Origin of the sequence: Pseudokordiimonas caeni, assembly GCF_026719705.1 — a bacterium.
Lineage (GTDB): Bacteria > Pseudomonadota > Alphaproteobacteria > Sphingomonadales > Kordiimonadaceae > Gimibacter > Gimibacter caeni.
Map to the genome: position 1 here is coordinate 1,346,683 of NZ_JAPPRR010000001.1, position 13,954 is coordinate 1,360,636.

11 protein-coding genes and 1 tRNA gene are annotated in these 13,954 nt (G+C 60.9%); 6 read left to right on the forward strand and 6 right to left on the reverse strand.

The window, feature by feature from the left end; translation table 11 throughout:
• Positions 1-4 precede the first annotated feature (4 nt).
• Both OU694_RS06190 and OU694_RS06195 read right to left on the reverse strand, forming a co-directional pair.
• Positions 5-1,321, reverse strand: a complete 1,317-nt coding sequence (locus OU694_RS06190; RefSeq protein WP_373460265.1) for an NAD(P)/FAD-dependent oxidoreductase — start codon at positions 1,319-1,321, stop codon at positions 5-7.
• Positions 1,322-1,333: 12 nt separating this feature from the next.
• Positions 1,334-2,701, reverse strand: a complete 1,368-nt coding sequence (locus tag OU694_RS06195; RefSeq protein WP_308910109.1) for a glutamine synthetase family protein — start codon at positions 2,699-2,701, stop codon at positions 1,334-1,336.
• A 349-nt stretch (positions 2,702-3,050) separates the two neighbouring features.
• On the opposite strand from OU694_RS06195, the gene OU694_RS06200 reads away from it, so the two are divergent.
• The 6 genes from OU694_RS06200 (at position 3,051) to OU694_RS06225 (ending at position 9,601) form a co-directional block, all read left to right on the forward strand.
• A complete protein-coding gene (locus OU694_RS06200; RefSeq protein WP_308910110.1) occupies positions 3,051-4,340 on the forward strand; it encodes an NAD(P)/FAD-dependent oxidoreductase in 1,290 nt (429 codons plus the stop codon).
• 61 nt (positions 4,341-4,401) lie between these two features.
• Complete coding sequence (locus OU694_RS06205) at positions 4,402-5,283, forward strand: hypothetical protein (protein WP_308910111.1); 882 nt, start codon at positions 4,402-4,404, stop codon at positions 5,281-5,283.
• Between the two features lie 18 nt (positions 5,284-5,301).
• Entirely contained in the window at positions 5,302-6,063 is a 762-nt protein-coding gene (locus OU694_RS06210; protein WP_308910112.1) for a gamma-glutamyl-gamma-aminobutyrate hydrolase family protein, read from the forward strand.
• Between the two features lie 68 nt (positions 6,064-6,131).
• Positions 6,132-7,475, forward strand: a complete 1,344-nt coding sequence (locus OU694_RS06215) for a glutamine synthetase family protein (protein WP_373460268.1) — start codon at positions 6,132-6,134, stop codon at positions 7,473-7,475.
• 143 nt (positions 7,476-7,618) lie between these two features.
• Positions 7,619-8,371: a GntR family transcriptional regulator gene (locus OU694_RS06220; protein WP_308910114.1), complete on the forward strand. Its 753-nt coding sequence runs from the start codon at positions 7,619-7,621 to the stop codon at positions 8,369-8,371.
• Positions 8,372-8,482: 111 nt separating this feature from the next.
• Complete coding sequence (locus OU694_RS06225; RefSeq protein WP_308910115.1) at positions 8,483-9,601, forward strand: sensor histidine kinase; 1,119 nt, start codon at positions 8,483-8,485, stop codon at positions 9,599-9,601.
• Positions 9,602-9,646: 45 nt separating this feature from the next.
• Here OU694_RS06225 and OU694_RS06230 read toward each other — a convergent pair.
• The 4 genes from OU694_RS06230 to OU694_RS06245 form a co-directional block, all read right to left on the reverse strand.
• Positions 9,647-9,722: transfer RNA gene (locus OU694_RS06230), tRNA-Glu, on the reverse strand.
• 72 nt (positions 9,723-9,794) lie between these two features.
• Entirely contained in the window at positions 9,795-11,621 is a 1,827-nt protein-coding gene (gene recJ, locus OU694_RS06235) for a single-stranded-DNA-specific exonuclease RecJ (protein ID WP_308910116.1), read from the reverse strand.
• Positions 11,622-11,641: 20 nt separating this feature from the next.
• Positions 11,642-12,592 (reverse strand): class II fructose-bisphosphatase, encoded by a 951-nt coding sequence (gene glpX / locus OU694_RS06240; RefSeq protein WP_308910117.1) that lies wholly within the window; start codon positions 12,590-12,592, stop codon positions 11,642-11,644.
• A 39-nt stretch (positions 12,593-12,631) separates the two neighbouring features.
• Positions 12,632-13,933, reverse strand: a complete 1,302-nt coding sequence (locus OU694_RS06245; protein WP_308910118.1) for a homoserine dehydrogenase — start codon at positions 13,931-13,933, stop codon at positions 12,632-12,634.
• Positions 13,934-13,954: the final 21 nt, after the last annotated feature.

Genomic DNA, 13,954 nt, shown 5'->3' on the forward strand with positions numbered 1-13,954 from the left:
CCGCCTAGAATGCCCAGTCCCTGAAACGATACCATGCCATACCGATTGCCTGCAGCGGATGCTTGAACATGCGCCCGCCGGGGAACGGCAAATGCTTCACCGAGGCCATGATGTCAAACCGTTTCGGGTCCCCGCCGATGGCTTCGGCAATGATCTTGGCCGACATATGCGTCGGCGCCACGCCGTGGCCCGAATAGGCCTGCGCGTACCAGATATTCTTGTCGAGCTTGCCAACCTGCGGGATACGGTTGAGGCCGATCCCCAGATACCCACCCCACGAATACTCGACGCGGATGTCTTTCAGCTCCGGGAACACCTTTTCCATCGCCGGACGGATCGATTGCTCGAGGTCATGCGGATGCAGGCCGGAATAGTTGGCGCGGCCACCGAAAAGGATGCGCCGGTCCGGGCTCATCCGGAAATAATCGAGCGCCCAGCGCTGGTCGCAGGCAGCGAAGCGCGCCGGCATCAGTTTCTTGGCCAGATCTTCCGATAGCCGCTCGGTTGCCAGGATATAGCTGCCGGTCGGCAGGCAGCGCGCCGCCAGCGACGGCACCAGCTCGCCCATATAGGCATTGCCCCCGAGGATCACATGATCGCACACGACCTTGCCGCCTGTCGCCGTGACAACCGGCTTGTCGCCATAGGCGATGTGGGTGACTTCGGCCCCTTCAAAGATACGCGCACCAAGCTTTTCGGCCGCCCGCGCCTCACCGCGCACAAGGTTCAGGGGATGCACCTGCCCCCAGCCCATATTGACCCGGCCACCGACATAGCGGTCGGAGCCGATGTATTTCTTCACGTCGGCCGCGCTCACCATATATTGTTCATGCGGATAGCCATGGGCTTTCAGGACTTCCATCCCTTCGGCCAGCTCGTCCATCTCGCGCTGTTTCATGGCAGCATCGAAATAGCCCCATTCAAGATCGCAATCGATCTTATATTTGGCGACCCAGTCCTTGATGATGTCGACGCATTCGACACCCATGTCGAACACGGCCTGAGCGTTAGCCTTGCCAAAGGTTTTTTCCATCATCGGCGCGTCGGTCATTTCCTGCCCGTAGCCGCCGATCACCTGACCGCCGTTGCGGCCCGAGGCGCCCCAGCCGATCAGGTTTTGCTCCAGCAGCACGACAGATGCTCCGCGTTCGGCCAGATGTAGGGCCGCCGCCACACCGGTGAACCCACCGCCGACAATGCAGACGTCGGCTGTAACCTCCCCTTCAAGGCGCGCGAAAGGTGCCTTGTCCTTCAGGGTTGCGGCATAGTAGGAGGCCGGAAAACGGTCGCTATGAACTCGATCGGTCAAACGCATGGAAATAACGGTCTTTCTTCAGACAATCCTCAGATAATGGCGATAGTCGGCGGAGCTGACGGCCCGGTGGAACGCCAGTTCCTCGGAGCCGCGCACCTGCACATAGAGATCGACGAAATCCTCGCCCAGATATTCCTTCATCACCTCGGCCTCCATCAGCCGGTCGAGCGCGATGCGCCAGCGGTTCGGCAGGACATTCTCGAAAACGACAGCATCGAATTCGCCACGTTTCGGGCCGGGATCGAGCTGGTGTTCAAGCCCGAAATGGGCTCCCGCAAGGATCGCCGCCAGCATCAGATAGGGACAGGCATCGGCGCCGCACACCCGGTGCTCGAACCGCCGGTCCTTGCCCGATGCCATTGGCAGGCGCACCGACAGAAGCCGGTTGTTCTCGCCCCAGTTCGGTACCACGGGCGCGAAGAAATCCGGGTCGAAACGGCGATAGCTGTTGGCGTTCGGGGCAAACAGCGCTGTTGCTTCCGGCATGGTTTCCAAGAGCCCGCCAACCGCATGTTTCAGCCGGTCCTCGCCGCCCTTGCCATCGAAAATATTGTTGCCATCCTTATCGAGGATCGACACGTGGGCATGCATGCCATTGCCGGCCTCATCAACAAGGGGCTTGGCCATGAAGCTCGCCAGCAGGCCGTGCTTGAAAGCCACCCCCTTGATGATCCGCTTCAGCATCATGGCATAGTCGCACATGCGCATCGGGTCTTCGATATGCAGGAGGTTGGCTTCGAACTGGCTGGAGCCATATTCGGTGACGATACCGGTGATCGGCAGGCCCTGCTCCTTGCAGACATCTTCCATCTCGTTGAGGATTTCCTCGTAATCATAGAGGACGTCCATATTGTAGATATTGCCGCCCTCGGCCTTCGGGAAATCATTCAGCGGCGACATCGGCACCGGCGGCACCGAGCTTGCCTCGAACAGATAGAATTCAAACTCCAGCGCCACGACAGGCGTCAGGCCGGCAGCGCGATAGCGGGCAAGCACCCGGTTCAGCACCGAGCGCGGATCCATGAAAAAGGGGCCACTTTCAGCGTCCATCATGGTCAGCATGATCTGGGCCGTCGGATGCTTGGTCCAGGGCACGCGCACCAGCGAACCCGGCACCGGCATACAGACCCGGTCGGGGTCAGTGCCATATTCCTCGCTCACCGTATCGGCGGCGGCACCGTTGAAGGTGAGGAACGGCGTAGTGATCGGGAAAAGCGTGCCTTCCTTCGGCAGTTTCTTCAGTGCCTCGATCGGCAATTGCTTGCCGCGAAAAAGCCCGTTCATATCAGGCAGCAGCACCTCGATCACTTCCGTGTCGGGGTGACGGGCGAGGAAGGCCTCGACCTCTTGCTCCAATGTAAGCTTCGCATCCTTCGGCATCGTCATATACTCTATGTTAAGCGCACAGGCGGGCTGGCACGAACGCCGACCGGCATGCCATGAATTGGCAGGAACCGGCTGCCCGGAGAACGACCCGGAGACGGGCCACAATCGGTGCGGAATGGCGCAATGTGATCACAAGAATGCAACAGAGTCAATGGCATCAAATCGCCGATTCGGCTGATTGCCGAGCGTTCCCCAGCATAACGCGGCCTGCCGAGCATGCAGCGACGCTTTTCTTGCACGCCCGATCCAGCTTGACGCAATCGGCAATTTGTGATCACATTTTATCGAGGCGCGACCCTGAGTCGCTTCCGCCAGTCAATGCTACCCCAAGCTACCTGGAATAAGAATCATGACCAGAAAACCCATCGAGCATACGGGCTCCTATTATGCTGCCACGGCGAACCCCACGCCGGTACGCCCTTCCCTGCAGGCAGACATCACGGCCGACGTGTGCGTGGTCGGCGCCGGCTATTCCGGCATCGTCACCGCCCTGACATTGGCTGAACTTGGCTACAAGGTCGTCGTCCTTGAGAATGCCAAGGTCGGCTGGGGTGCTTCCGGGCGCAACGGCGGCCAGATCATCAACGGCTACAGCCGCGAAATCGAATATATCGAGGACCGCGTCGACCCGAGCCAAGCCCGCATGATGGCTGACCTCGCCCTCGAAGGTGGCAACGTGATCCGCGAGAATGTGGCCAAATACAATATCCACTGCGACCTGAAGCACGGTTCGGTGCTGGCAGCCTATACCCAGAAGCAAATCCGTCATCTGGATGAAACCATCAAGGCATGGGCGGAACGCGGCCGTGGTGGGCTTGAGCTTCTGGACAAGCAAGGCATCCGCGAGCAGGTCGGCACCGACATTTATGCTGGCGGCTGGATCGACCATAACGGCGGCCATATTCATCCGTTGAATCTTTGCCTTGGCGAAGCGGCAGCAGCGGAAAGCCTCGGCACCGTTATCTATGAACAAACGAATGTGACGCGCGTCGATCACAATGCAGCCAAGCCGGTCGTTTACTGCGAAGGCGGCAGTGTGACGGCGACCTATGTGGTGCTTGCCGGCAATGCCTATCTCGGCAAGACCGTGCCGGAACTGGCGCCGAAGGTGCTGCCGGCCTCGACCCAAATCATCGTGACCGAACCGCTCGGTGACCTTGCCGACGAATTGCTCCCCAATGGGTACTGCGTGGAGGACTGCAACTATGTCCTCGATTATTTCCGCCTGACGGCCGACAAGCGGCTGCTTTTCGGTGGCGGCACGGTTTACGGCGGGCAGGATATCGCCGACGTCGAAAACGCCCTTCGCCCCAACATGGAGAAGATTTTCCCCATGCTGAAGGACAAGAAGGTCGAATTCGGCTGGCAGGGTAACATCGCCCTCACCTGGATCCGCCTGCCCCATGTGGGCCGGCTCGGCAAGTCCACCTTCTTCACTCAGGGCTATTCGGGCCACGGGGTGACAAGTTCACACATGATGGGCCGTGTGCTCGCACACGCCATTCATGGCCAGGCAACCGCCTTCGATGCCTTCGCGGGCATTCCGGCGCGCAGTTTCCCCGGAGGCCAGCTCCTCAGCGTTCCGCTGTCGACCATCGGCTGCTGGTATTATTCGATGCGAGACAAACTAGGAATCTGACGCCCGGATGGCATAGACTTCTGATCCGGGCAATTCGGCCCGGTTCCAATGGGATAATGGGATGGGGCACAAGAACACACTGTGGGGCGTGAAGAAGGAACGGCTGTTCCAGGGTTTCAAATATCTGGTTTACAGCCTCATTCTCGTAAACTTCTTCTACTTCCTTCGGGAAGACTATCTGGCTTCGACCCACACCTACCGGGACGGCTTCAACTGGACGCAACTGGCTGAAGCCTTCTCGCAGTCGACAGATACTCTCGCATGGTGGGTCCTCCTGATGCTTTTCGAGCTTCAGACATGGACCCTGAATGACGAGAAGCTGGACCGGATAAAAGGCATGATCAGCGCCGTGGGCGCTGTTGCCTATGCCTTCATCATCATCGCCTTCCTCGGCTATATGGAACGCATGATGATGACCTACGGTTTCTCGGCCTCCAGCTTCACCGATGCCTGCTCGGCTGTCGGTCAGGTCCTGTCGGTCGCGATGGATCTGGATGACTATGTCGACCTGACCGCCGCCAACTGCGCATCTTTCGAAGGAACGCGCTGGTTTGTGAACGAAACGGTCGGCATGATGGTAAATGACGAGGTGCTGACCCGCATGCACCGGCTGTCGGCCACGGATGTCCTGAATGCAGGCGCGTGGCTTCTTATCGTCGTGGTGCTGGAAGTGGATGTCTGGCTGACGCTGAAACGCGAACTGACAGACCTTTTCTACCGCATCAACACCGCCGTGAAGATGGTCCTTTACGGCACCCTCATTGTCTGCTGCCTTTACTGGGCCGGCATGGGGGATCTGGTCGGTTTCTGGGACGCCTTCGTCTGGATTCTCGCCTTCTTCCTGATCGAACTGAACCTGTTCAAATGGCAGGAAGAAGAGGAAGCAGACATGGAACGCGAAGCCATCGAAGACGCGATCGCCAAGACCGGTGACAGTTTCTAAGAGAATTTGAGGACGAAAATGACATCGAAACCCGTCGTCGCCATCGTATGCGATACCTCGAAATCGGGGCCGCATATCTATCATTCGGTCGGCGACAAATATATCCAGGCGCTGCGCCGCTGTGCCGACGTTACGCCCGTGCTGATCCCGTCGCTGGAAGTGCCGGTGCCAGCGGAGGAGATTTTCTCCTTCGCTGACGGCCTTCTGGCCACCGGTGGCTACAGCAATATCCAGCGTCATTATTACGGCGATGCACCTGCCCCCGAAGGCGAGAACGAAGACCCGCACCGCGACAAGAACACCCTGCCCCTGATCCGGCAGGCGATTGCCATGGGCATCCCGATGCTTGGCATCTGTCGTGGCCTGCAGGAGCTGAACGTCACGATGGGCGGCACGCTATACCCCCGTCTCCACGAAATCGACGGCCGCTTCGATCACCGCGAGGACAAGGAGGCCCCTGTCGATGTGCAGTATGGCCCGGCGCACAGCGTGAGCGTGCGTGAAGGCGGCCTGTTGCACACGATCACAGGCGCCGACGAGTTCATGGTGAACACGGTGCACGGGCAAGGTATCCGCGACCTTGCGCCCGGCCTAGTGGTCGAGGCTTTGGCGGACGACGACACGATCGAAGCCGTTTCCGTTGAAAAGGCCCGCGCCTTTGCCCTGGCGGTGCAGTGGCACCCTGAATGGAAGGCGTGGGAGAATGAACAATCGACCCGTATTTTCCGCGCGTTCGGCGAGGCTGTGCGCGCCCATTACCAGTCCCGAGTGAGCAAATAACCTGAAGAGAAAGGACAGGGCCCGGCAAGCGGGCACTGCAAAGGTGTTTCATGTACGACCCGAAGCGTATTGAAGAGCTAGACAGCTGGCTCAGGAGCGAGGGCATCGACGATATCGAATGCATGGTGGCGGATCTTGCCGGCATTGCACGGGGCAAGGCCATGCCGCGGACCAAGTTCATCGAGGGCTTGAAGAAACGCGACATGAAGATGCCGGAAACGCTCTTCGGCCTCACCATCCACGGCGACTATGCCCTCAACGATTATCTCAGGGAGACCGAGCAGGATGTGATCCTGCTGCCGGACCTCGACACCATCTGCAAGACGCCGTGGCAGTCGGAGCCGACAGCCGGGGTGATCTGCGACTGCATCTATGAAAACGGCCAGGCTGTTGAATTCTCGCCGCGCCAGATCATGCGCCGCGTGCTCGATCTTTACCGGAACGAAGGCTGGCAGCCGATTGTGGCGCCGGAGTTTGAATTTTACCTGATCGACCGGCAGGAAAATGTGGAAAGCAACCCGATCCCGCCGCGCGGCCGTTCGGGCCAGCGGGACACGGGCTCGTCGCCTTTCTCCATCGACAGCCTTGATGAATTCCCCGCCTTTTTTGATGATATCTACGACGCCTGCGAAGCCCAGGGAGTGGAGATCGACACGCTCATCCACGAGGCGGGGCCGGCCCAGTATGAATTCAACGTGATCCACGGCGATCCGCTGAATGTGGCCGACCAGTCGTTCCTCTTCAAACGGATCGGCCGTCAAGTCGCCATCCGTCACAATATGTTCTGCACCTTCATGGCGCGCCCCTATCCCGATACCTTCGGCAGCGCGATGCATATCCACCAGTCGGTGCAGGATCTCGAAACCGGCCTGAATATCTTCGCAAGCGCTGATGACACCGACAGCGAACTGTTCCATGCGCATATCGCCGGCATGCAGAAATACCTACCAGCTGCCATGCCCTTCATCGCGCCCTATGTGAACAGCTACCGCCGCTTCGGCACCGGGCTTTCAGCGCCCACGAACACCCACTGGAGCCGAGAGAACCGCTCGGTCGGCCTGCGCGTACCCTCGGGCCCGCGTGAAGCGCGCCGGGTGGAGAACCGCATCGCCGGGTCGGATGTGAACCCCTATCTTGCCATTGCCGCTTCGCTCGCTTGCGGCTACCTCGGCATGAAGGAAGGCCTGTCGCCCTCGCCGGAATTCAAGGGTTCAGCCTATGAAGCCCGCGGCCGCGCGCTGCCCGAACATTATCTCGAGGGCCTGCATAACCTCCGGGACTGCAAGCCACTCGCCAAGGTGCTGGGCGAAGCCTTCGTTGCGACCTATATCCAGGCGAAGGAAATGGAATACGAAAGCTTCGGTACCGTGCTTTCCCCGTGGGAAAACAAGTATCTGCTGCTGTCGGTCTAAAAAGCACACTTGAGGCGGGCGCCACGACGGGCGCCCGCCTCAAGTCTGCGACAAGTCCTTGCACGCCATTGAAAAATACCCCAACCTGACAAGGATCAGGGCCCTTCTTTGACCGGAACCTGCCGGCGTGGAGCAACGAGAACGTGACCGAAAAGGCCACACTGCGGTTCGACCAACTGACCCGCGAGGACGGCGAAACCGCGCAGGAGTGGGTTTATCGCGCCCTGCGCTTTGCCGTAATGGCTGGTCAGGTATGGCCGGGTCTTGCGCTCACCATAAGGGGCGTGGCGACACTTCTGGGGGTCAGCCCCATGCCGGTGCGCGAGGCGCTCAGGCGCCTGACATCGGAAGGCGCACTGGAATTGAAATCCAACCGCCGGATCGAAGTACCGACCATGACACCGGCGCGCCTCGCCGAGCTTCTGGAACTCAGGATCGTGCTTGAAACCCACGCCGCCGTGCGCGCACTGCCCTATGTGGATGAAACACGGCTCGCTGAACTCAAGCGGCTGGACCATGAACAGGACCTGGCGTTCGAACATTACGACGCCGAAGCCATCATCCTTGGCAACCTGCGTTTTCACCGCATGCTTTATACCGCACACCCGCACCCTGTGACGATGCCGATGATCGAACGCGTGTGGCTGCAGATGGGTCCGTTGCACCGGCTGGCACTGGCGCATCTGGAGCGCACCTATGTGGTCGACCGTCACGTGGAGATCATGCAGGCAATTGAGGAGCGCAACCCCTTCGGGCTCAAATTCGCGCTTGAGGCGGACATCCGCGAAGGCGCCGGCTATGTGACCCAGACCGAGCTTCTGGAGCAATATGCCCGCGGCGAAGCCCCGCTCAACCTGCCCCAGCAGGATTTCATCCGCACCCTCGGCCGCCACTGAAAAGCAGCCATAAATGCCCGTCCCGGTTTAGATTTGTTTCAATCCGGCGTGGGTGATATAGTCATGATTGTGTAACTGTTTTCACTAAGCTTCATGGTTGCAGGGGGTCCGATGGACAATGCCGCAAACCTGTTGCATTTTGCCCTTCTGCCCCTCCTGTTGAGCGGCATCCTTCCCACCTACCTGATTGTCAAGCACCGTCGGCACGGCAGCAATGACCCGGGCTTTCCCTGGCTAGTAGCCGGCAGCATGCTTCTTTGCCTTTATGCCCTGCTGCATTATCTGCATGAAACGGGCATTGTACCGCACGCTCATGCCCTGCCCGCCGGGATCACTATCCAAAATGATGATGTTGCTATCACAGTGGCGGTGCTCGCCAGCCTCGGCTTCCTGCGCGGCTTTGTCGTGTGGCTGCCTGCTGTGCAGTCTCTGAGCGAGGAGATTGCCTATCGGCAGATGGTGGAAGATGAATTGCAGGCTCTGACGATGGAGCTTTCCGACACGGCTGTAAGGGCCGAGGAAGCAATGCAGTCGAAGGCTGAATTCCTGGCCGCTATGAGCCACGAGGTGCGCACCCCGCTGAATGCCGTCATCGGCTATGCCCAGATGCTGCAGCAAGGCTATTTCGGCAAGATCGAGGGCGACAAGAACCGGGAATATGTTGGCCTCATCATCGAAGGCGCCACGCAGCTACTCGGCACCCTCACCGATATCCTTGAACTGTCGAAGCTCGAATCCGGCCGCTTTGAGCCTCGCAACGAGGAAGTCGACATGGTGAAGCTCGTGGAAGGCAGTGTCACCTTCCTGCATCCGATGCTGAACGAAAGCGAGCATTATATGAGCCTGCAACTCGAAGAAGGCACGCTCTGGACCGACCCGCGCCTGTTGCGCCTGATCCTGATCCATCTTGTCTCGAATGCTGCCAAATTCACGCCGCGCGGCGGACGGCTGCTCCTTGAGGGGCATCCGACCAACGATGGCTACCTGATCCGCATCACGGATACCGGTATCGGCATGACATCGGAAGAAATGGCCCGCGCGCTCGAGCCCTTCACGCAACTGCAGATGCAATATGCGCGCGGTTACAAGGGGGCCGGGCTCGGCCTGCCGCTGGTGCAGCGCTATGCCCGCATCCTCGGCGCCGAATTCACGCTGCAGTCCCGCAAGGGCGTGGGCACCGTCGCCCAGATCGAGGTGCCGGTCAGCAAGCAGTCCCAGCAGGCCGCCTGAGGCGGACCCAACAAAAAAGCCCGCCGGAACGGCAGGCTTTTTGAGTGGTGATCCCTACGGGACTCGAACCCGTGTTTTCGCCGTGAAAGGGCGACGTCCTAGACCGCTAGACGAAGGGACCACGATCATTCGCTGTGACGCGGGGGCCTAGATACTCACCCCACTCTGATCGGTCAACATCTTTTTCAAAAATTCAGTGCGCGGCGTGGGAAGCGCCTGCCTCGGCCACGTCGTCCAGCATGATTTCCGCCTTGGGAGTGCCGGACCATGTATCAATTTTCAGCTTGCCGGCGATGTGGAAATCGCGCCCGACACCGGCAAGCAGCAGTTGCCCCATGGGCTCATCCGCCACGCGGAAGGCCATGGCCTTGATCGAGCCACCGTCGCGCCCCTTGAAGATGGCCCGTACATGCGTCTCACCTACCCTGTCGACCTTTACGAGCGCCACGGGGCCGATAGCGAAGCGCGGCGCCGGATTGCCGGTCCCGAAGGGGCCGACGGCCTCGATCCGCTCGATCAGTTCCGGCGTGGCACCGGAGAGCGCCACGACGCCATCGATCTTCAGCGCCTTTGCAGCCTCGGCCGCCGTCACATGAGGACGCAGGAGGTGCTTCAGGAAGCCCTGCAGCTCATCAAGCCGTGGCGGCGCTACGCTGAGGCCTGCCGCCATCGCGTGACCGCCCCCTTTGAGGATGATACCAGCCTGCGCGGCTTCAATCACCGCGGCCCCGAGGTCCACGCCGGGGATCGAACGGCCCGACCCCTTGGCTTCGCCCTCTTCCACCGCGAAAACGAGTGCAGGGACGCCGTAGCGGTCCTTCAGGCGGCTGGCGACGATGCCGATGACCCCGGCGTGCCAGCCTTCCCCCGCAGCGAATACAAGCCCGTCTGGCGTGCCACCAGCGCCCAGAAGGCTTTCCACCTGATCGATGGCGGCTTCCAGCACCTCGGCCTCGATGGCGCGGCGTTCTTCGTTGTAGCGGTCCAGTTCCTCGGCGATGCGGCGGGCTTCAACCGGGTCATCTGTCGTCAGGAGGCGGGCACCAAGCGAGGACTGCCCTACCCGGCCGCCCGCATTCACCCGGGGACCAAGGATGAAGCCGGCGTGATAGGTGCCGGGGGCTTCGGACACACGCCCGACATCCGCAAGGGCCGCGAGCCCCACCGTGCGGCGCTGCGCCATCACCTTCAGGCCCTGCGCCACCAGCGCACGATTGACGCCGGTCAGCGGCACCACGTCGCACACGGTGCCAAGCGCCACGATATCGAGAAGCGCCATCAGGTCAGGCTCGCGCCCACCGTTAGCAAAGTATCCACCGGCCCTGAGCGCACGATTGAGCGCCACGACAAGCATGAAGGTCACACCAACCGCCGCCAGTTGGCCAAGGCCGCTGTCATCATCCAGCCGGTTCGGGTTCACCACGGCCACGGCTTCAGGCAGTGTCGGCTCGGCCTTGTGATGATCCACCACGATCACCTCGAGCCCCAGCCGTTTGGCATGGGCGAGCGGCTCGTAGCTGAGCGTGCCGCAATCAACCGTGACCACAAGGTCGATACCCTCGCACCGCAGTGTTTCCATCGCCGCGGCGTTGGGGCCATAGCCTTCACTCATCCGGTCCGGGATATAGATCCGGAGCGGCACACCGATGGCCGCCATATAGCGGTGCAGGAGGGCCGAGGACGTGGCCCCGTCCACATCATAGTCACCGAACACGGCGATGCGCTCGCCAGCCTGAATGGCAGTCGCCAGCCGCGCTACGGCCTTGTCCATATCGGTGATGGTGGACGGATCAGGCAGGCTGTCGCGGAGCGAGGGATTGAGGAAGCTCTCCACCTCATCCGGGTCTACCCCTCGCCCGGCGAGCATTTCGCCAACGACGAGCGGCAGGCTATGACGTTCGGCGATCATCGCACCCATGCGCTTGGACGCGCTGCGGGCAATCCACGCCCGGCCTGAAACAGACTGGCGGACGCCGAGGACAGCGTCCGCCAGTTCAATGGATTGGGAAGTCTGGCTCACGCCCTGCCCCTCTGCCGCCTTCAAGCGACGTGTTGTGCCTTCACACGGCGCACCGTCTTGCTTTTCGAGCGCATCACAATCGTTTCCGTGGTGATATAGCCATCAATCGTGCGATGCACGCCCTCAAGGAGCGAACCGTCGGTCACGCCGGTCGCCGCAAAGATCACATCGCCCGAGGCCATGTCTTCCATGTTATATTTGCGATCAAGATCCGTGATGCCCCATTTGCGGGCACGGGCGCGCTCGTCATCGTTGCGGAACAGCAAGCGGCCTTGCATCTGGCCACCGATGCAGCGCAGGGCAGCCGCTGCCAGCACACCTTCGGGCGCGCCGCCGGCCCCCATATACATATCCACCCCGCCCGAACGGTCTGTAGTATTGATCACACCCGCAACGTCGCCGTCGCCGATCAGCTTCACGCCGCAGCCGATCTCGCGCAGTTCCTTGATCAGCTGGGTGTGACGCGGACGATCGAGCACACAAACCATCATCTCGGAGATTTTCTTGCCACGCGCCTTGGCAACGGCCGTCACGTTTTCGGATACCGATTTGTCGAGGTCGATGATGCCATCAGGCAGACCGCCACCCACGGCGATCTTGTCCATGTAAACGTCCGGCGCGTTCAGAAGCCCACCTTCTTCCGCCACCGCAATCACGGCAAGCGCGTTCTGCTGGGCGCGAGCACAGATGGTGGTGCCTTCGAGCGGGTCAAGCGCGATATCGACGCGCGGGCCGCCGGTGCCGACCTTTTCACCGATATAAAGCATCGGCGCTTCGTCGCGCTCGCCCTCGCCGATCACGATGACGCCTTCGATGGGCATTTCGTTGAGAACCGAACGCATGGCCTCAACCGCCGCGGCGTCTGCCGCTTTCTCGTCGCCCCGGCCATTGAGGGCACTGGCGGCGATAGCAGCGGCTTCGGTGACACGCACCATTTCAAGGACGAGCGTACGGCTGAGGTCTTTAGACATTCGGGTTCCCCTACATTGGTTCTATGGTCGAGGTATGGTTCAGACTTCCTCGATCCTGAGCATTGTGGGGCTCTCTAACACACAATCCAGACCAGTGAAACGCTTGAGTGTCGCCTTGATGGCCGCTTCATTGGTCTTATGAGTGGTGAGCACCACATAGACCCCGCCGCCGGCGGCCTGGCCGCGCTGCAACAGGCTCTGGATCGAAACACCTTCGCGGCCAAGGGCCGCCGTGATGTCCGCCATCACGCCGGGCCGATCCTCGACCCGCAAACGGATATAATAGGTGCCCTCGTGCGCGTCCGCCGGGATGGCTTTCGCCTTCTTCAGGCTGCCCGCCGGAATGCCGAACGTTGGACCGCCGCAGCCGCGCGCCACATCCACAAGATCGGCGACAACCGCCGAAGCCGTCGGCCCTTCGCCTGCACCTGCGCCCTCGTATACCGTGCGGCCGACGAAATCAGCATGCACGACAACGGCGTTGGTACCGCCCATGACCTGCGCGAGCGGCGCGGCAAGCGGGACAAGTGCGGGGTAAACGCGGGTCTCGACACCCGCGTCCATCTGGCGGGCAACACCCAGAAGCTTGATGCGGAAGCCAAGTTCGGCGGCATAATCGATATCGACGGGCGCGATGGTGCGGATGCCTTCGATGGCCAGATTACCCATGTCGGGCTCGGTGCCGAAGGCGAGCGAGGCAAGGATCGCCGTTTTGTGTGCCGTATCAATGCCGTCGATATCAAAGCTCGGGTCAGCCTCGGCGTAGCCGATGCGCTGGGCGTCCGCCAGCACTTCGCCAAAGGGCAGCCCTTCGCGTTCCATCCGCGTCAGGATATAGTTGCAGGTGCCATTGAGGATGCCATGCACGCCGGTGATGGCGTTGGCAGCAAGCCCTTCGCGCAGCGACTTGATGATCGGAATGCCACCGGCCACGGCTGCCTCGAACCGGAGCGAGGCGCCTTTCTCCTCGGCGAGTGTGGCCAGCTCCTTGCCGTGATGCGCGATCAGTGCCTTGTTGGCGGTAACGAAGCTTTTGCCGCGCTTCAGTGTTTCGCGCGCCAGCGCCAGTGCCGGGCCGTCCGAACCGCCGATCAGTTCGACAACGACATCGACATCATCACGCACGGCGAGATCAACCGCATTGTCGCACCAGGCCAGCGCAGAAAGGTCCACGCCGCGATCCCTGTTCCGGTCGCGCGCCGACACAGCTACAAGCTCAAGCCGGGCGCCACCGCGCGCGGCGAGCAGGTCGCCATGGGCGGCGAGGATCTTGACAACCCCGACGCCCACTGTGCCAAGGCCCGCGACCCCGATCTTTATCGGTTTATCTTTTTCTTTCATGATAATAGTCTCTTTTCTTCA

What these genes read in the sequence shown, in the direction of transcription:
- OU694_RS06195 (WP_308910109.1), bottom strand. Translation starts at nt 2,701, where the DNA reads ATGACGATGCCGAAGGATGCGAAGCTTACATTGGAGCAAGAGGTCGAG.
- OU694_RS06200 (WP_308910110.1), top strand. Translation starts at nt 3,051, where the DNA reads ATGACCAGAAAACCCATCGAGCATACGGGCTCCTATTATGCTGCCACG.
- OU694_RS06205 (WP_308910111.1), top strand. Translation starts at nt 4,402, where the DNA reads ATGGGGCACAAGAACACACTGTGGGGCGTGAAGAAGGAACGGCTGTTC.
- OU694_RS06210 (WP_308910112.1), top strand. Translation starts at nt 5,302, where the DNA reads ATGACATCGAAACCCGTCGTCGCCATCGTATGCGATACCTCGAAATCG.
- OU694_RS06225 (WP_308910115.1), top strand. Translation starts at nt 8,483, where the DNA reads ATGGACAATGCCGCAAACCTGTTGCATTTTGCCCTTCTGCCCCTCCTG.
- glpX (WP_308910117.1), bottom strand. Translation starts at nt 12,592, where the DNA reads ATGTCTAAAGACCTCAGCCGTACGCTCGTCCTTGAAATGGTGCGTGTC.
- OU694_RS06245 (WP_308910118.1), bottom strand. Translation starts at nt 13,933, where the DNA reads ATGAAAGAAAAAGATAAACCGATAAAGATCGGGGTCGCGGGCCTTGGC.